The organism is Pseudomonas sp. EA_15y_Pfl1_P101, from assembly GCF_963970835.1.
In the GTDB taxonomy this organism is placed as follows: domain Bacteria; phylum Pseudomonadota; class Gammaproteobacteria; order Pseudomonadales; family Pseudomonadaceae; genus Aquipseudomonas; species Aquipseudomonas tritici.
This window is the reverse complement of sequence record NZ_CAXAPA010000007.1, coordinates 45,632-61,989: the sequence shown is the minus strand read 5'-3', so window position 1 is coordinate 61,989 and position 16,358 is coordinate 45,632. Positions and strand designations below refer to the sequence as shown.

Annotated in this window: 16 protein-coding genes and 1 pseudogene; 9 read left to right on the top strand and 8 right to left on the bottom strand. The window is 59.5% G+C overall.

The annotated features are described in order from the left end of the window. The first annotated feature begins 15 nt into the window (after window positions 1-15). The 5 genes from pstA (at window position 16) to AACY36_RS12710 (ending at window position 5,339) form a co-directional block, all read left to right on the top strand. A complete protein-coding gene (gene pstA, locus AACY36_RS12730) occupies window positions 16-1,686 on the top strand; it encodes a phosphate ABC transporter permease PstA (RefSeq protein ID WP_339418670.1) in 1,671 nt (556 codons plus the stop codon). Window positions 1,687-1,786: 100 nt separating this feature from the next. After that, complete coding sequence (gene pstB, locus AACY36_RS12725; protein WP_049710890.1) at window positions 1,787-2,620, top strand: phosphate ABC transporter ATP-binding protein PstB; 834 nt, start codon at window positions 1,787-1,789, stop codon at window positions 2,618-2,620. Window positions 2,621-2,734: 114 nt separating this feature from the next. Beyond that, window positions 2,735-3,496 (top strand): phosphate signaling complex protein PhoU, encoded by a 762-nt coding sequence (gene phoU / locus AACY36_RS12720; protein ID WP_049710891.1) that lies wholly within the window; start codon window positions 2,735-2,737, stop codon window positions 3,494-3,496. A gap of 168 nt (window positions 3,497-3,664) precedes the next feature. Continuing rightward, window positions 3,665-4,564 (top strand): response regulator, encoded by a 900-nt coding sequence (locus tag AACY36_RS12715; RefSeq protein ID WP_339418675.1) that lies wholly within the window; start codon window positions 3,665-3,667, stop codon window positions 4,562-4,564. Window positions 4,565-4,667: 103 nt separating this feature from the next. Further along, window positions 4,668-5,339 carry a M23 family metallopeptidase gene (locus AACY36_RS12710; RefSeq protein ID WP_339427699.1) on the top strand — a complete coding sequence of 224 codons (672 nt, stop codon included), beginning with the start codon at window positions 4,668-4,670 and terminating at the stop codon, window positions 5,337-5,339. 4 nt (window positions 5,340-5,343) lie between these two features. Here the strand turns inward: AACY36_RS12710 and AACY36_RS12705 are convergent, their stop codons facing one another. From AACY36_RS12705 to phoB, 3 genes are all read right to left on the bottom strand, one after another. Next, the gene (locus AACY36_RS12705) at window positions 5,344-6,684 is read right to left on the bottom strand and encodes a hemolysin family protein (protein WP_065875510.1); all 1,341 of its coding nucleotides are present in this window, start codon (window positions 6,682-6,684) and stop codon (window positions 5,344-5,346) included. Between the two features lie 175 nt (window positions 6,685-6,859). Then, the gene (gene phoR / locus AACY36_RS12700) at window positions 6,860-8,146 is read right to left on the bottom strand and encodes a phosphate regulon sensor histidine kinase PhoR (RefSeq protein ID WP_339418690.1); all 1,287 of its coding nucleotides are present in this window, start codon (window positions 8,144-8,146) and stop codon (window positions 6,860-6,862) included. Window positions 8,147-8,278: 132 nt separating this feature from the next. Continuing rightward, complete coding sequence (gene phoB, locus AACY36_RS12695; protein WP_010207570.1) at window positions 8,279-8,968, bottom strand: phosphate regulon transcriptional regulator PhoB; 690 nt, start codon at window positions 8,966-8,968, stop codon at window positions 8,279-8,281. Window positions 8,969-9,123: 155 nt separating this feature from the next. Here phoB and AACY36_RS12690 point away from each other — a divergent pair, with 155 nt between their 5' ends. Beyond that, window positions 9,124-9,501 (top strand): COG4315 family predicted lipoprotein, encoded by a 378-nt coding sequence (locus AACY36_RS12690; RefSeq protein WP_339418678.1) that lies wholly within the window; start codon window positions 9,124-9,126, stop codon window positions 9,499-9,501. A 69-nt stretch (window positions 9,502-9,570) separates the two neighbouring features. Here the strand turns inward: AACY36_RS12690 and ubiA are convergent, their stop codons facing one another. Then, a complete protein-coding gene (gene ubiA / locus AACY36_RS12685) occupies window positions 9,571-10,461 on the bottom strand; it encodes a 4-hydroxybenzoate octaprenyltransferase (RefSeq protein ID WP_339418679.1) in 891 nt (296 codons plus the stop codon). Then, entirely contained in the window at window positions 10,461-11,024 is a 564-nt protein-coding gene (locus tag AACY36_RS12680) for a chorismate--pyruvate lyase family protein (RefSeq protein ID WP_339497200.1), read from the bottom strand. Before AACY36_RS12680 ends, ubiA begins: the two co-directional genes overlap by 1 nt. A 196-nt stretch (window positions 11,025-11,220) precedes the next feature. On the opposite strand from AACY36_RS12680, the gene AACY36_RS12675 reads away from it, so the two are divergent. The 3 genes from AACY36_RS12675 to AACY36_RS12665 all read left to right on the top strand — a co-directional run bounded on the left by AACY36_RS12675 (window position 11,221) and on the right by AACY36_RS12665 (window position 13,041). After that, window positions 11,221-11,388 (top strand): rubredoxin, encoded by a 168-nt coding sequence (locus AACY36_RS12675; protein WP_003213373.1) that lies wholly within the window; start codon window positions 11,221-11,223, stop codon window positions 11,386-11,388. Window positions 11,389-11,425: 37 nt separating this feature from the next. Beyond that, window positions 11,426-12,574: an NAD(P)/FAD-dependent oxidoreductase gene (locus AACY36_RS12670; protein WP_339418682.1), complete on the top strand. Its 1,149-nt coding sequence runs from the start codon at window positions 11,426-11,428 to the stop codon at window positions 12,572-12,574. A gap of 191 nt (window positions 12,575-12,765) precedes the next feature. Then, window positions 12,766-13,041, top strand: coding sequence for an HU family DNA-binding protein (locus AACY36_RS12665; protein WP_094064412.1), 276 nt, complete (start codon window positions 12,766-12,768; stop codon window positions 13,039-13,041). Between the two features lie 70 nt (window positions 13,042-13,111). On the opposite strand, the gene AACY36_RS12660 is transcribed toward AACY36_RS12665, so the two are convergent. From AACY36_RS12660 to AACY36_RS12650, 3 genes and pseudogenes are all read right to left on the bottom strand, one after another. Further along, the gene (locus tag AACY36_RS12660; RefSeq protein ID WP_339497198.1) at window positions 13,112-13,681 is read right to left on the bottom strand and encodes a hypothetical protein; all 570 of its coding nucleotides are present in this window, start codon (window positions 13,679-13,681) and stop codon (window positions 13,112-13,114) included. Between the two features lie 13 nt (window positions 13,682-13,694). Further along, window positions 13,695-15,445: pseudogene (locus AACY36_RS12655) on the bottom strand (RHS repeat-associated core domain-containing protein); the annotation flags it as partial. A gap of 162 nt (window positions 15,446-15,607) precedes the next feature. Further along, window positions 15,608-16,270, bottom strand: coding sequence for a hypothetical protein (locus AACY36_RS12650; protein WP_093542693.1), 663 nt, complete (start codon window positions 16,268-16,270; stop codon window positions 15,608-15,610). Between the last annotated feature and the right edge of the window lie 88 nt (window positions 16,271-16,358).

Genomic DNA, 16,358 nt, shown 5'->3' with positions numbered 1-16,358 from the left:
GAAAGGTAGAAGTCTGTGAAACAGAACTCCCTGAATGGATGGTTCAAGAGCGGCGCCCCTGGCGTCTGGATCAGCGGTGGCGCGGTGTCCATCGCGGTCATCATGACCATTGGTTTGCTGGCTGTGATTGCGGTGCGTGGTTTGGGCCACTTCTGGCCAGCCGACCTGATCCAGGCCAACTACACGGTACCGGGCCAGGCCAATCACATCGTCATCGGCGAAGTGGTGCAGAAAGAAGAAGTACCGCGTGAGCGCCTGAAAAGCGCTGGCCTGCCCGTGCCGAACCAAGGCCCGGAATTCATGACCCGCGAGCTGATCAAGGTCGGCAACCGCGACCTGAACGGCAACGACTTCACCTGGATCGTCGGCGAGTGGCTCAAGGACCAGACCACGCCTGCGAACCTGATGACCATTGAGCGGCGTGAGTGGGGCAACTTCTACGGCACGCTGGTCAACGTCAAACAGGATGGCAAGGTCATCGCCGAAGGCGAAGCTGCGTGGCCAGAGCTGCAGGCCCGGGTCGACCGCGTCAACAAGCTGGCTGCCCAGCTCAAGACCCTGGAGAAGTCCGACATAGGCGCGATCAATGCCGGCCTTGAACGCATCCGCCTGCACGGTCGCAAACTCGAGCTGGAAGGTAAGCTCGACGCCGCCGCCCAAGCCGACATGGACGCTGACCGCGCGGAACTGAACGCCCGTTACCAGGACATCGAGGCACGCTTGGCCGACCTGCATGCCCAGTTCAACCGCGACTCGCTGACCGCCCGTGACGGCAGCGGCAAGGAAGTCGAAATCGGTATCGGTAAGGTGGTGCACGCCTATCAGCCGAATGCCATGGGCACTGTTACCAAGATCGGCTTCTACTTCACCAAGGTCTGGGAATTCCTCAGCGATGACCCACGGGAAGCCAACACCGAAGGCGGGATCTTCCCGGCCATCTTCGGCACCGTGATGATGACCCTGATCATGGCGATGATCGTGACGCCGTTCGGCGTGCTGGCGGCGGTGTACCTGCGTGAATACGCCAAGCAGAACACCTTGACGCGCATCATCCGTATTGCCGTGAACAACCTGGCCGGCGTACCGGCCATCGTCTACGGCGTATTCGGCCTGGGCTTCTTCGTGTATGTATTGGGTGGCTCGGTTGACCGCCTGTTCTTCGCCGAAGCCCTGCCGGCGCCGACCTTCGGTACGCCGGGCCTGCTTTGGGCTTCGTTGACCCTTGCGCTGCTGGCGGTGCCGGTGGTGATCGTGGCCACTGAAGAAGGCCTGGCGCGGATTCCTCGCACTGTACGTGAAGGTTCCTTGGCACTCGGCGCGACCAAGGCGGAGACGCTGTGGAAGATCGTACTGCCGATGGCCAGCCCGGCGATGATGACCGGCATGATCCTCGCCGTGGCCCGCGCCGCCGGTGAAGTGGCGCCGCTGATGCTGGTAGGTGTAGTGAAGCTGGCCCCGTCGCTGCCGCTGGACGGCAACTATCCGTACTTGCACCTGGACCAGAAGATCATGCACCTGGGCTTCCATATCTATGACGTCGGCTTCCAGAGCCCTAACGTCGAGGCGGCACGGCCACTGGTGTACGCCACCGCCTTGCTGCTGGTGCTGGTGATCGCCACGCTCAACTTGTCGGCGGTGTGGATCCGTAACCACCTGCGCGAAAAATACAAAGCGTTGGACAGCTAAAGCCATTCGCCACAAGCGGCAAGCTGCAAGCTGCAAGCCGCTTTTGCTCAAATCTTGCAGCTTGCAGCTAAAAGCGTGCAGCTACGAACGGAGTGAGACCATGCAACAAGACACCCATTCCCACGGCATCAACATGTCTGCCCTGGGTCGCGACAAGCAGAGCCTGAGCCTGGCGCAGGAAACCGTGGCCATCGAAGTGCCGGGCCTGAGCCTGTACTACGGTGAAAAGCAGGCGCTGTTCGACGTCAGCATGAACATCCCCAAGCAGCGTGTGACCGCCTTCATCGGCCCGTCGGGCTGCGGCAAGTCGACGCTGCTGCGCACTTTCAACCGCATGAACGACCTGGTCGACGGTTGCCGCGTGGAAGGTGCCATCAACCTCTACGGCACCAACATCTACCGCAAGGGCGAAGACGTGGCCGAGCTGCGCCGCCGCGTGGGCATGGTGTTCCAGAAGCCCAACCCGTTCCCCAAGACCATCTACGAAAACGTGGTCTACGGCCTGCGCATCCAGGGCATCAACAAGAAGCGCATTCTCGACGAAGCGGTTGAGTGGGCACTCAAGGGCGCGGCGCTGTGGGACGAGGTCAAAGACCGCCTGCACGAGTCGGCACTCGGCTTGTCCGGCGGCCAGCAGCAACGTTTGGTGATCGCGCGCACCATCGCGGTGGAACCGGAAGTGCTGCTGCTCGACGAACCTTGCTCGGCACTCGATCCGATTTCGACGCTGAAGGTTGAAGAGCTGATCTACGAGCTCAAGTCCAAGTTCACCATCGTCATCGTGACCCACAACATGCAACAGGCGGCGCGGGTTTCCGACTACACCGCGTTCATGTACATGGGCAAGCTGGTGGAATTCGGCGATACCGATACTCTGTTCACCAATCCGGCGAAGAAGCAGACCGAAGACTACATCACCGGTCGCTACGGCTAGTTCGAGCAGCTGCAAGCCGCACGTTTCAAGCGGCAAGTAAAAGCAGTTTGATCAACGACACACATCAGCTTGCAGCTTGTAGCTTGCGGCTTACAGCTTTTGCGGAGCAAACGCATGATTAGCAAAGAAGGCCTCACCCACCATATCTCCGCGCAGTTCAACGCCGAGCTTGAGGAAGTGCGCAGCCACCTCCTGGCGATGGGCGGGTTGGTGGAGAAGCAAGTCAACGACGCCGTTACTGCGCTGATCGAGGCCGACTCGGGCTTGGCCCAGCAAGTGCGTGAGATCGATGACCAGATCAACCAGATGGAACGCAACATCGACGAGGAATGCCTGCGCATTCTCGCCCGTCGCCAGCCGGCGGCCTCCGACTTGCGTTTGATCATCAGCATCTCCAAGTCGGTGATCGACCTGGAGCGCATCGGCGACGAAGCCACCAAGATCGCCCGCCGTGCCATCCAGCTGTGCGAAGAAGGCGAAGCACCGCGCGGTTATGTGGAAGTGCGTCATATCGGCGACCAAGTGCGCAACATGGTGCGTGATGCACTCGACGCGTTTGCGCGCTTCGACGCCGACCTGGCCCTGTCGGTGGCCCAGTACGACAAGGTCATTGACCGCGAATACAAGACCGCGCTTCGCGAGCTGGCGACCTACATGATGGAAGATCCGCGCTCTATCTCGCGGGTCTTGAGCATTATCTGGGTACTGCGCTCCCTGGAGCGCATCGGCGACCACGCGCGCAATATCTCGGAATTGGTGATCTACCTGGTGCGCGGTACCGACGTACGGCACATGGGCCTTAAGCGTATGAAGGCCGAAGTTGAAGGTTCAGTCGATCAAATCCCTAATGTTCCGGGCGTAACTGACGATAAGTAAGGTTGCCCGAGAAATTAACGCCCGGCCTTTGGTCGGGCGTTTTCGTTTGCGGCAGCTGAATTTATTACGTCTCGGATGAAAGATAGTCCGAACGTGACTGCAGAGTTTTGGCAAAATGCCATCAGTCAGGCGTCTTGCGTGCCGAAGTTTTTATAGGATGAAGGGTCGATGAGTAAAGTCAGTGTATTGGTGGTGGATGACGCCTCGTTTATCCGCGACCTGGTGAAGAAGTGCCTGCGCAACTACTTTCCCGGGATCAAGCTTGAAGACGCGGTGAACGGTAAAAAGGCCCAGGCCATCCTGATGCGCGAATCCTTCGACCTGGTGCTGTGCGACTGGGAAATGCCGGAGATGTCCGGGCTTGAGCTGTTGACCTGGTGCCGTGAGCAACCTCACCTCAAGGCCATGCCATTCGTGATGGTGACCAGCCGTGGCGACAAGGAAAACGTGGTCCAGGCCATCCAGGCCGGGGTTTCCGGTTACGTCAGCAAGCCGTTCACCAACGAACAGTTGCTGAGCAAGGTCAAGCAGGCGCTGCACAAGGTCGGCCGCCTTGACGCCCTGGTCGCCAGCGCACCCACCAAGATGAACTCAGCCTTCGGCAACGACTCCCTGAGCGCACTGACCGGTGGCAAACCCGAAGCGGTCAAGTCGGCGCCAGTGGCTGCTGCTCCTGCGCCGAGCCGTGGCCTGCCCAACAGTCCGCCGGCTCAAGCGCCGGCCGCGGCCGGCGGTCGTGGTCAAGGTCAGTTGCGCCTGTCCAGTGGCACCCAGCAATGCGTGATCAAGGCGTTGAGCATTAAGGAAGCGCTGTTGGTGGTCCGTCGCGGCGAAGTCCTGCCTCAGGTACTGGAAAGCGCCGTGCTCGACCTTGAACAAGGCGACAGCGCTGAAGTGGCGCGCCTCAACGGCTACCTGCATGCCATCGTCGCCTTCGAACCCAAGCCCGACAGCGACTGGCTGCAACTGACCTTCCGGTTTATCGACCAGGACGCGCAGAAACTCGACTACATCTCCCGCCTGATTGCACGTGGTACGGCGCAGAAGCATTTTGTGCCGGGTGCGTGATTTGTAGTGAGCGGACGATGCGGCGACCCGACAAGCCCGCTCGCTACAGACTGTAACGATCCGTTGTTAGCCTGCCGGTCAGTCATTCCGGCAGGTTCACGCCATGCTCATGCGCTTACTACTATGCTGCGGGCTGGCTGCGGTCGTCACTTCGACCCAGGCCATGACCCTCTTCAAGTCCATCGATGCCAATGGCGAGGTGTTTTTCAGTGACCGGCCAACCCCTGGCGCCCAGGCATTTGTGATCCAGGAGCGTCGGGTCGAACGCGTGAAACCGCCGATGCTCCTGGTGCCTCAATCGCGTTATTCACAACAAGCCTACCGCTATCCCTTGCCCTGGCGCGGCGGCCCGTTCCAGCTGAGCCAAGGTCCCAACGGCAGCTTCAGCCATACCGACGCCAAGAGCCGCTACGCCATGGACATCGCCATGCCGGAAGGCACGCCGATCATTGCGGCGCGCAGCGGTGTGGTGGTGAAGACCGAAAATGAGCAGGAGGGGCGTGGCAGTGATGCCTCAGGCAATTTCGTGCGGGTGCGTCACGATGACGGCACCGAGGGCGTGTACCTGCACCTCAAGCACGGTTCGGTGAGTGTCAGGGCAGGGCAGCGTGTAGCGGTGGGAAGCCCGCTGGCGTTGTCCGGTAACACCGGCAACAGCAGCGGGCCGCATTTGCATTTTGTGGTGCAGCGCGCCAGCGAGGCGGGGCTGGTGTCGATCCCGTATGAGTTCAACCAGCCAGTGGGTGCATTGCCCAACTTCGCGTTGGGCAATTGAGGGTTCAATCCAGCAGCAGCACCTTGGCTAACACGATCTTCGGCCCTTTCATCTTCTTGATGATGATGCGCAAGCCTTCCACCTCCAGCACTTCTTCCTCTTCCGGCACCCGCTTGAGGGTGTCGTAGATCAGCCCGGCCAGGGTTTCGGCTTCGATGTGGTCCAGGTCGACACCCAGCAGGCGCTCGACCTTGAACAGCGGTGTATCGCCGCGCACCAGCAGCTTGCCCGGTTGATAGGCCAGGATGCCGCGCTCGGCCTTACGGTGTTCGTCCTGGATATCGCCAACCAGCACTTCCAGCACGTCCTCCATGGTGAGGTAGCCGATGATGTTGCCGTCGGCTTCCTCCACCAGGGCGAAGTGCGCGCCGCCTTTGCGGAACTGCTCCAGCAACTGCGACAACGGCATATGCCGCGACACTCGCTCCAGCGGGCGGGTCAGCTCGGCCAGGTTGAAGGATTCGGGGATGTGGTCCAGTGCGGCCAGCTCCAGCAGCAAATCCTTGATGTGCAACAGGCCCACGAACTCGTTGCGCACCGCGTCATACACCGGGTAACGGCTGAATTTGTGACGACGGAACAGCGCCAGGATTTCCTTGAGCGGAGCGTTGAAGTCCAGGGTCACCAGGTCTTCCCGGGAGTTGGCCCAGTCCACCACCTCTAGCTCGCCCATCTCCACCGCCGAGGCCAGCACGCGCATGCCTTGGTCGCTTGGGTCTTGGCCGCGGCTGGAGTGCAGGATCAGTTTGAGTTCTTCGCGGCTGTAGTGGTGTTCGTGGTGCGGGCCAGGCTCGCCTTGGCCGGCGATGCGCAGGATGGCGTTGGCGCTGGCGTTGAGCAGGTAAATCGCCGGGTACATGGCCCAGTAGAACAGGTACAGCGGCACCGCCGTCCACAGTGATAGCAGCTCGGGCTTGCGGATGGCCCAAGACTTGGGCGCCAGTTCGCCGACCACGATGTGCAGGTAAGAAATCACGAAGAAGGCGGCAAAGAACGACACGCCTTTGATGACTTCCGGGGACTCGACGCCCATCGCGCCCAGGAGCGGCTCGAGGATGTGTGCGAAGGCCGGCTCACCGACCCAGCCCAGGCCCAGGGAGGCCAGGGTGATACCCAGCTGGCAGGCCGACAAGTAGGCGTCGAGCTGGCTGTGCACGGTGCGCAGGATCTGCCCGCGCCAGCCGTTGGTGTGGGCGATGGCCTCGACCCGAGTCGAGCGCAGTTTGACCATGGCAAATTCCGCCGCAACGAAGAAACCGTTGAGCAGTACCAGGACCAGTGCAAAAAGAATCATGCCGAAGTCGGCGAAGAGCGTAGCGAGGGTGATACCAGGGGAAGGGTCCATGATGGGGTTTTGCAGGTTCCGTGTTCAATAAGGGGTGGCAGGTGAGCCTGAAGGGCAGGCCCAAGTCGGCCAATGTAGCGGCTGACGGGGCGCTTGCCTAGTGCTCACTGCCGGGCGGGGCAAGGAATACATTCTCCAAAACAACTCATGTCCCTGTGGGAGCGTCGTTTTCGAGTTACTCGTCTATGCCAACCACCCGCGAACGCGTCATCTGCGCCGGCGGAAAATGGCAGGTAAACGTGCTGCCATGCCCCAGCACGCTGCTGATTTCCAGGCGGGCGCGGTGACGCAAGAGCACATGCTTGACGATCGCCAGGCCGAGCCCGGTACCGCCGGTGTTGGAGTTGCGGCTGGAGTCGACGCGGTAGAAACGCTCAGTCAGGCGCGGCAGGTGCTTGGCGTCGATGCCGATGCCGGAGTCCTGCACGCTCAAATGTGCACCCTGTTCGTCGGCCCACCAGCGGATGCGGATATTGCCTTTGTCCGGGGTGTACTTCACGGCGTTGAACACCAGGTTGGAAAACGCACTGCGCAACTCACCTTCGCTGCCTTTGAGCAGCACGGTCGGGTCGGCTTCCAGGGTGATCTGCTGCCCGCGTTGACCCGAGAGGGCCTGGGCGTCGTTCTTGATGGTCTGCAACAGGCTTTGCACGGCCGCCGGATGGTTATCCGACGGGTAGTCAGTTGCCTCAAGCTTAGCCAGCAAGAGCAGGTCGTTGAGCAGTGTCTGCATGCGCGAACCTTGCTGCTGCATCTGCTGCAGGGCCCGGCTCCAGCGCGGGTTGATCTCGTCGACGTTGTCCACCAGCGTCTCCAGGTAACCGCAGATCACGGTCAGAGGCGTGCGCAGCTCGTGGGAGACGTTGGCGACGAAGTCTTTGCGCATCTGTTCCAACTGATGAATGCGGGTCACGTCGCGTACCAGCATCAGGTGTTCGTTGTTGCCGTAGCGCGTCAGGTACAGCTGGATGCGCACGCGGTCATTGGTGGGCGAGGGGATTTCCAGGGCTTCTTCGTAGTTCTCCTGTTCGAAGTACTCCTTGAAGCGCGGGTGGCGCACCAGGTTGGTTACCGGCTGGCCGCTGTCCTGGGGCGTCTTGAGGCCCAGCAGGGTTTCGGCCGCGCGGTTCCACCATTCCAGGTTGCCGTCGCTGTCGAGCATGATCACAGCGTCTTTGAGCGCGGCGGTGGATTCCTGCACCCGGTCGATCACCGCCTGCAGGCGACCGCGCACCCGTTGGTCGCGGCGTTGCAGGTGGTAGATGCTGTCGAACACCTCGCCCCATAGACCGTAGCCATCGGGTGGTGCTTCGTCGGGTTTGTGCTGGCGCAGCCATTCGTGCAGGCGCAGCAATTGCTTGAGGGTCCAGCCCAGGTACAAGGCGATGCCGACGGCCAGGCTCCAGCCGTAATAACCACTGACCAGGCCCACCAACAAGCAGCCGGTGATCAGCAAAAGCATGTGGCGGATCAGGGTGCCATGCCAGTTTTGGTTCAAGGTGCGTCCTTCGGAGCAGTTTCAAGTTTCAAGCTGCAAGCTCCCAGCTACAGCAGTCCGCTTTGAACTTGCGGCTTGTGGCTAATTGCTTGTAGCTCAACCTTTGGTTGAAAACCGATAGCCAGTCCCGCGCACGGTTTGTACCAGATTCTCGTAGGCCTCGCCCAAGGCTTTGCGCAGGCGGCGGATATGCACATCCACGGTGCGCTCCTCCACATACACGTTGCCGCCCCACACTTGGTCGAGCAACTGGCCACGGGTGTAGGCGCGCTCCTGGTGTGTCATGAAAAACTGCAGCAGGCGATATTCGGTAGGGCCCATCTCGGCCGGCGTACCGTCGATGGTCACGCGGTGGCTGATCGGGTCCAGCAACAGGCCGCCGACTTCAATCGGCGCTTCGCCATCGGTTGGGCCGGCGCGGCGCAATACGGCTTTCAGACGAGCGACCAGTTCGCGTGGGGAAAACGGCTTGGTGATGTAGTCATCCGCGCCGACTTCCAGGCCCTGGATCTTGTTGTCCTCTTCGCCCTTGGCGGTGAGCATGATGATCGGGATGTCCCCGGTCAGCTCGTCACGCTTGAGACGGCGGGCCAACTCGATGCCGGAGGTGCCTGGCAGCATCCAGTCCAACAGGATCAAGTCCGGCTTGCGGTCGACGATAATGGCATGGGCCTGCTGGGAGTTCTCCGCCTCCAGGCAGTCGTAGCCGGCCATTTCCAACGCAACGGCGATCATCTCGCGGATGGGCGCTTCGTCGTCAACAATCAGAATGCTCCTGCCAACCATGCTCAAAAATCCTCTTGTCATTTAACTGTCTTGCGCCGCATTAGATAACGGAATTATTGCAGTCGTGTGACAGTAATTTAGTCGCTCGGGCAATTCTCGCCTCTCTGGACTACGCTGTGGGTCCGAATCCTGACAACCAAAATAGGAAGGTTCCAATGACTTACAGCACGATGTCCTGGAAAGCCCTGCTGGTAACGGCCGCGTTGACGCTACCGACCCTGGCGTTCGCGGCGGAGCCGGCGATGACTAAAGATGGGATGCTGGTCGACCACAAGGGCATGACCCTCTACACCTTCGACAAGGATGCCGACGGCAAGTCAGTGTGCAAGGACCAGTGCGCGACCAACTGGCCGCCGCTGAAGGCTGAGTCCACCGATACTTCCATGGGCAAATGGACCGTGATCACCCGCGACGACCAGACCAGCCAGTGGGCTTATGACGGCAAGCCGGTCTACACCTACAAGGATGATAAAAAGGCCGGTGACAAGACCGGTGATGGCAAGGGTGGGGCGTGGCATGTGATCAAGCCCTGACCACGCGGTGCTGCTGACGCCTTCGCGAGCACGTCGAAGGCGTCAGCTCCATCACCACGAAAAACGGCCTCAGCGAACCGCGTAGTCCGCCACAATTCCGACAAAAATCGCCAACCCTGCCCAGTGGTTGTGCAAAAACGCCTTGAAGCACTTCATCCGATCCTTGTCGCGGGTGTACCAGAACTCCCAGGCAAAACATCCAGCCGCCGCCAGCAACCCCAGTTGGAACCAGCCGCCCAACTCAAACCGTGTACCGGCCAGCAACAGGCACACCAACGCCAGGCCCTGTAGGGTAAGGATAATCACGCGATCGGCATCACCGAACAGAATGGCGGTGGATTTCACGCCGATCTTCAAGTCGTCGTCACGGTCTGTCATCGCGTAATAAGTGTCATAGCCCACCGTCCAGAGCAGGTTGGCGATGTACAGCAGCCAGGCAGCGGCGGGCAAGCTGCCGGTCTCGGCGGTAAACGCCATCGGCATGCCCCACGAAAACGCCGCGCCCAGCACCACTTGAGGGTAATAGGTGTAACGCTTCATGAACGGGTAGCTCGCCGCCAATGCCAAACCACCGAGGGACAGCAGGATGGTGGTGGCGTTGGTCAACAGCACCAGCAGGAAACTGATGCCCATCAGCACCGCAAAAAACACCAGCGCTTCCTTGGAACTGATCTTGCCGCTCACCAGCGGGCGCTGTTCGGTGCGCTTCACATGGCCGTCGACCTTGCGGTCGGCCCAATCATTGATCACGCAGCCGCCGGCCCGGGTCAGCACCACGCCCAACACGAAAATCACGATGTTGATAAAGGACGGCGAACCCTTGCCGGCAATCCACAGCGCCCACAGCGTCGGCCACAGCAGCAGGTAGATGCCGATGGGTTTGTCCATCCGGGTCAACTGAATGAAATCCCAGGCCCTCGGGTTCAGGCCGTTCAGGGATTTGAGCAGGCGTTGATACATCAGCAGTTCTCCGGATGGGCATGCAGCGCGTGCCAAAAGCTCGGCAAAAAGATTTCCGCCACCAGCACGCTCAGCGCACCGCGATCAAAGCGTGAGCGGCGTGCCCACAGCCCGTCGGCCTGGTTCGCCGTGGGCAACCATTGCCGCGGGTAATGGCACACCTCGATTGCCTGGCGGGTGAAGGCCTGGTCGCAAAACAGCAATTCACCCAGTGAACGGCTGCCCAACTCATCCATGTGCAAGCCGTCGCCCTGCAAGGCACTGCGCGCCGCCACACTGCGCGCGAACACCCACGGCTGCCCCTTCCCACGCAAATACACTTCACGCACCCAGCCGATACTGGCCGGCGCCAGCGCCAGGGCAGCACATTCATCATCGCGCAGTGGCTGCCAGCCTTCGAACAGTGGCGTCACGCTGAAGCCGTCGTCCGACAGACACGTCAGCCGCCGGGTGAGCGAGTCTTCGTTGAACAGCCAGTTGAGGGTCAAGGGCGCGGGCGCAGGGATCAAAAGGCTCTGGGTCAGCCATTGGCAAGCATCGGGAAGGTCGATTGAGTGCGGCACGGTGAGTCAGTATTGGCAGCAAAAGAGGCGGCGAGCTTACCATGGCACCTTGGACTTTTGCCGCGCTGAACCGGTGCCTTGCGTCGATCGTGCTTGCATCTGCCGGCCCCGATCAGTACAAAACGCCCTGAGCTGTACGGCAACGCTGGATCCATCGACCGTCGGCCAAACTGCCTGGACCCTGAGGAAGCAAGTAATGAAGAAGTGGCAATGTGTAGTCTGCGGCCTGATCTATGACGAGAAAGACGGTTGGCCGGATGACGGAATCGCTCCGGGCACCCTGTGGCAGGACGTCCCGGAAGACTGGCTGTGCCCGGACTGCGGCGTGGGCAAAATGGATTTCGAAATGATCGAAATCGGCTGATCTGCAAATTTAAGAACCGTACTACAAGGAGAAAGGAATGAACGCACCTGTCGTGATCATCGGCACAGGATTGGCCGGTTACAACGTGGCCCGGGAGTTTCGCAAGCTCGACAGCGAGACCCCATTGCTGCTGATCACCGCGGATGACGGGCGCTCCTACTCCAAGCCCATGCTCTCCACCGGCTTTGGCAAAAACAAGGAAGCCGATGGCCTGAGCATGGCCGAACCGGGCGCCATGGCCGAGCAACTCAAGGCCGACGTGCGCACCCACACCCGCGTCAGCGGCATCGACCCCGGCCACAAGCGTCTGTGGATCGGCGAGGAAGCAGTGCCCTACCGCGACCTGATCCTGGCCTGGGGCGCAGAAACCGTGCGCGTACCGGTTGAAGGCGATGCGGCTGAACTGATTTTCCCGATCAACGACCTCGAAGACTACGCACGCTTCCGTGCCGCCGCTGCCGGCAAACGCCGCGTTTTGCTGCTTGGCGCCGGCCTGATCGGCTGTGAATTCGCCAATGACCTGATCCTTGGCGGTTATGAAATCGACCTGGTGGCGCCGTGCGAACAGGTCATGCCGACCCTGCTGCACCCGGCAGCGGCCGCGGCGGTGCAAGCCGGGCTGGAAGGCCTTGGCGCACGTTTCCACCTGGGCCCGGTGCTCAATCGCCTACAGCGCACCGCTGACGGCGTGGAGGCGCACCTGTCGGACGGTGAAGTGATCCACTGCGACCTGGTGGTCTCGGCCATCGGCCTGCGCCCACGTGTCGACTTGGCCGCTGCCGCCGGCTTGCAGACCAATCGTGGGATCATGGTGGACCGCCACCTCAAGACCTCCCACGCCAACATCTACGCCCTGGGCGACTGTGCCGAAGTCGACGGCCTGAACCTGCTGTACGTGATGCCGCTGATGAGTTGCGCCCGCGCCCTGGCCCAGACCTTGGCCGGCAATGCCACGGCCGTCAGCTACGGCCCGATGCCAGTGACCGTCAAGACGCCGGTCTGCCCGCTGGTGGTTTCACCACCACCACGGGGCACCGAAGGCGTTTGGAGCGTTGAAGGCGAGGGTGCCGACATCAAGGCCCTGTGCCGCGACGCCAGCGGTCGCCTGCTGGGGTATGCATTGACCGGCACCGCCGTGATGGAAAAACTCGCCCTGAACAAAGAACTTCCGCCTTTGCTGGCGTAAATACCGGTCGTTCTGTCGGAATAAGCACGTTTTTCACCTTAGAAAGGTCGCCGCGAGACTGGCGGAGCGTGCGAGGGCATGCCATCCTCACTCCCGTCTGCCGCAGAGTAGAGCCTGCGGCGCTTTGGGCGTTGCTCCAACGATGAGCAGCACGGACATAACAACAAAAAACCGTCAAAGAGGCTTCACTTATGCGTAAACCAGAACTCGCAGCCGCCATCGCTGAAAAAGCGGATCTCACCAAAGAACAGGCCAACCGCGTACTCAACGCCATTCTCGAAGAAATCACTGGCGCCCTGCACCGCAAGGACAGCGTCACCCTGGTGGGCTTCGGCACTTTCCTGCAGCGCCATCGCGGCGCCCGCACCGGCAAAAACCCGCAAACCGGTGAGCCGGTGAAAATCAAGGCGAGCAACACTGTTGCGTTCAAGCCGGGCAAATCGCTGAAAGACACTGTTAACGCGTAATGGCGTTACCGTCTCGAAGGGGGCGGGGAGGTAGGAAAAATGGGCACGCCGACTGGGTCGGGTGCCCATTTTATTGGGCGTCAAATAGTTCTTGAGCGTTGAATATGGCCTTATTGACTCGCTCTGAGGCGATTGCGCTATCTACGCGCAAATCGTGGGGTATGCGCTCATAATCCATTGCCTCATTCTCATTTAGCGCTCCACGCAGATGGGCAATCACTCTGAAAATAATATGGTGCATGCGCCAGCAAACAGAGGGCTCAACATTTTCCAACTGCTGCTCAGATGCTGGTTTGCTTACGCCGCCGGTCCAGATTTCCGACTCAAACGCGAATTGAATCCTGTCATAACCAGAGGACGATTTTTTGTAGCTCGGATCACTGAAAAGAATCTTCCAGCGAGGGATATCTGAAAAACGCATGCTGCAGAAAATCGGTCGAAACAAGCGTTTTGAGGTATCCACCTCGCTGATGGAGGCAGGAATTTGTGTATGGAATTTTGCAAAAACCTCAATCAGATGTCCCAGCGCAGGAGGGATGAGCTCGAAATAGCGTGCAATCACAAAGCCAGGCTCATCTGAAGCATTGATGGCTGGGATGTAGAAAAGATCACCTGGTTTAGGTGCCTTGAGGGTTTTCATACAGCGGCCTCTTTTAGGTACAAGATTTGATTTTGCTCGGCTTGATGCCCAGCGCTTTGGCCGCAGTCCTATAGTTTTTATAGTGACTTTTGCCCCGTGCATCAGTGCGGCTTTTATTGATGGGTTCGATGACGTTGCCGGGGAATTTGCCCTTCGTTTTGTATTTCTCTCGGTAGGCCTGTTCGTAACCTTTGGCTTGAGAGTAAGTCATCTTGCCGTCCTGACCTTTCAACACACGCAGCTCTCCTTTTCCAAGCCGCGTGGACCTGTCGTGCTGACTTTCACGCGCCGCAGGATCCTGTTCGGTGTGACCGATGTAGTAAGGCGTTTTAGCATTGGGAGCGTAGAGCCCGTAAACATAGAAACCAGGTTTGTTTAGGGGCGTTGGGGTCCAGCCTAGTGGATCCAGCCATGTAATAGGGTTTGCACCGTACAAGTAGAGGTTCAGACCACCCAGCAACCCAATTGGATCCGGCGTCGTAAATCGCCCCACATCCGGATCATAAAACCGAAACGTGTTGTAGTGCAGCCAATTTCCCGATCCAGATACTGCCCCTGAAACCGCAGGTTCTGCTCTTCGATGTAATAAGGCTCACGTACTTCCTCAACCGTATTGCCCCACACCCGATAAGTAGCCTGCCAGACGCTGTGCCCATCGGCCTCGGTTAGTTGCTCGGGCAACCCGTTCAGGTCGTTGTGGTAGTAGCGAATCTTCTGCAACGGACCAATGCCGTCGACGCGGGCAAGGGGTTCGTAGCCGTCATCATCGTAAACATAGACGCTGGTCTGGCTGTGTTTATGCTCCTGCAACAACCGCAGTCCGTCCCAGGTAAATCGAGTTTCGCCTAGCGGATAACCATCACTGCCGTGCTCAGTTTTCTCGATGCGTCGACCCAGCGGGTCATAGGTCATCCTGACCACGCTGCCGTTTTCATTACGCACTTCGATCAGTCGGCTTTCGGCATCGTAGGCAAAACGTTGCAACCCACGCTTGGCGCTGCGCTTTTCAATCATCCGTCCAAACGCGTCGTAGCGATAACGCTTGTCCTGATAGGTCAGCAGCTTGTTATGCACCACCAACCCGGCACCCGCCTGCGGGCCATCCAGCAGGTTGGCAGCGGCGTCGTAGGCGAAGGTTTCCTGCTGGCCGTGCAGGCTGTTCTGGCTGGCTATGATGCGGCCGGTGGCGTCGTAGTGCAGCAACTGGCGGTGTTGAGCGGCGGGTTGTTGGTCGAGTTTGCCGATCAGGTTGTCGGCGGGGTCGTATTCAAACTGTTTTTGCGCCGCAGCGGGCAGCAAGGTTGACTGACTGGCGTGACGGCGCTGACGTGAACGCAGGCGGCCGCTGCGGTCGTATTCGCTGCGGGTGCTGAGTTGGCCCTGGGTGCGCAGCACTTCGCGGTGCAGGCGGTCACGCTCGAAGTCGCTGATGACCTGGCCGTCCAGATTGACCTGGTGCAGATGGCCGCTGCCGTAGTACAGGCGGTTGAGCCACCGGCCGTCCGGCAGTTGGGTTTGGATCAGGTTGCCGAGTTCGTCGTAGTGGTGTTGCAGGTTGCCCGCCGAACTCTGCTCGCAAAGCAGTTGGCCGAGTGCGTCGTAGGCAAAGCCCAGGGCTTGGGCATTGCCCTGCGAATCGGTGAAGGTGACAGCCGTGAGCTGGTCCACCGCGTCGTAGTGGTAGTCGGTGCGGCCATCGTCGGTGGTCTTGGCGACGAGCCGGCCAACCGCATCACGTTCCAGCCGATGGACGCTAGGCGCAGGCGTAAGCTAGGGCCAGCCCCGTTAACTGAAGATTGGGATTGAGCACAATATGATCTTGCCTTTCGGTAAACGAGCCTTGATCGGTGCTCGTTTTTTGCTAGCGTAGTGAACACGACTACAGGAAGCATCCGAGGGCTGTTGATGGTTTCATGTGCTGTGTACTCAAGTAAATTGAACGAGGAAATAGCCACCCACATCTCCCTCTTTCATCTTTTTCGCTCGATTATCGGCAAATATATAGCCGATACCACCACCGAATATCCCTTCGTGGTTAGGACTTATTTTCGCGATGTCAGCGTCGATTAGCTGAGCCAAAAAATAGTAGCGAGGGCTTTCATACAAAGGGTCTTGCAACCACGCGGGGCGCCCGAGAGCCTTGCTGATACCCGCGCCACAGTCCAAGTCTTCCAGTTCTTCCTCCATTTGTTTGGAAGTCAGTGGCTGCTGGGCAATGTACGTTCGCGGAATCGGATCAACCAACGTAACGGGTGTGAGTTCGGAAGTCGCTAGTGCGTGAAGCAGAACTTTGCTATGGCCAAGTTGAAGTTTCTCCATCTCGCTTTGTTGATGGACAGTCAACTTGCGTATAGATGACCGTGTGTACGTTTCGTCAACTCGCTCAACGGAGACGAACACCGTAAGCGCCATCCCGGAGGGTATGAATGGAACGCCCAAGAACGTTGAGGTCATCGTAATCACCGGCAGCATAAGCTGACCGGTTTGCGGGTCTTTAGGCCACAGATCAAGGTCTGTAAGCCACGCACCTCCGCCTATTTGTCCAAGGTTATGGTCTTGCTCTGAGAGAATAATTTGATTGATACCCATAGCCCGCGATCCTTTAGAAACAACCTTTTCGTTTGGCGAATGACGCGGCAGAGCGCCTCGCGGTCCTGGCTTGTTGTTGCGTGATGAT

What these genes read in the sequence shown, in the direction of transcription:
- pstB (WP_049710890.1), top strand. Translation starts at nt 1,787, where the DNA reads ATGCAACAAGACACCCATTCCCACGGCATCAACATGTCTGCCCTGGGT.
- phoU (WP_049710891.1), top strand. Translation starts at nt 2,735, where the DNA reads ATGATTAGCAAAGAAGGCCTCACCCACCATATCTCCGCGCAGTTCAAC.
- AACY36_RS12715 (WP_339418675.1), top strand. Translation starts at nt 3,665, where the DNA reads ATGAGTAAAGTCAGTGTATTGGTGGTGGATGACGCCTCGTTTATCCGC.
- AACY36_RS12710 (WP_339427699.1), top strand. Translation starts at nt 4,668, where the DNA reads ATGCTCATGCGCTTACTACTATGCTGCGGGCTGGCTGCGGTCGTCACT.
- AACY36_RS12705 (WP_065875510.1), bottom strand. Translation starts at nt 6,684, where the DNA reads ATGGACCCTTCCCCTGGTATCACCCTCGCTACGCTCTTCGCCGACTTC.
- phoR (WP_339418690.1), bottom strand. Translation starts at nt 8,146, where the DNA reads ATGCTTTTGCTGATCACCGGCTGCTTGTTGGTGGGCCTGGTCAGTGGT.
- phoB (WP_010207570.1), bottom strand. Translation starts at nt 8,968, where the DNA reads ATGGTTGGCAGGAGCATTCTGATTGTTGACGACGAAGCGCCCATCCGC.
- AACY36_RS12690 (WP_339418678.1), top strand. Translation starts at nt 9,124, where the DNA reads ATGACTTACAGCACGATGTCCTGGAAAGCCCTGCTGGTAACGGCCGCG.
- ubiA (WP_339418679.1), bottom strand. Translation starts at nt 10,461, where the DNA reads ATGTATCAACGCCTGCTCAAATCCCTGAACGGCCTGAACCCGAGGGCC.
- AACY36_RS12675 (WP_003213373.1), top strand. Translation starts at nt 11,221, where the DNA reads ATGAAGAAGTGGCAATGTGTAGTCTGCGGCCTGATCTATGACGAGAAA.
- AACY36_RS12670 (WP_339418682.1), top strand. Translation starts at nt 11,426, where the DNA reads ATGAACGCACCTGTCGTGATCATCGGCACAGGATTGGCCGGTTACAAC.
- AACY36_RS12665 (WP_094064412.1), top strand. Translation starts at nt 12,766, where the DNA reads ATGCGTAAACCAGAACTCGCAGCCGCCATCGCTGAAAAAGCGGATCTC.
- AACY36_RS12660 (WP_339497198.1), bottom strand. Translation starts at nt 13,681, where the DNA reads ATGAAAACCCTCAAGGCACCTAAACCAGGTGATCTTTTCTACATCCCA.
- AACY36_RS12650 (WP_093542693.1), bottom strand. Translation starts at nt 16,270, where the DNA reads ATGGGTATCAATCAAATTATTCTCTCAGAGCAAGACCATAACCTTGGA.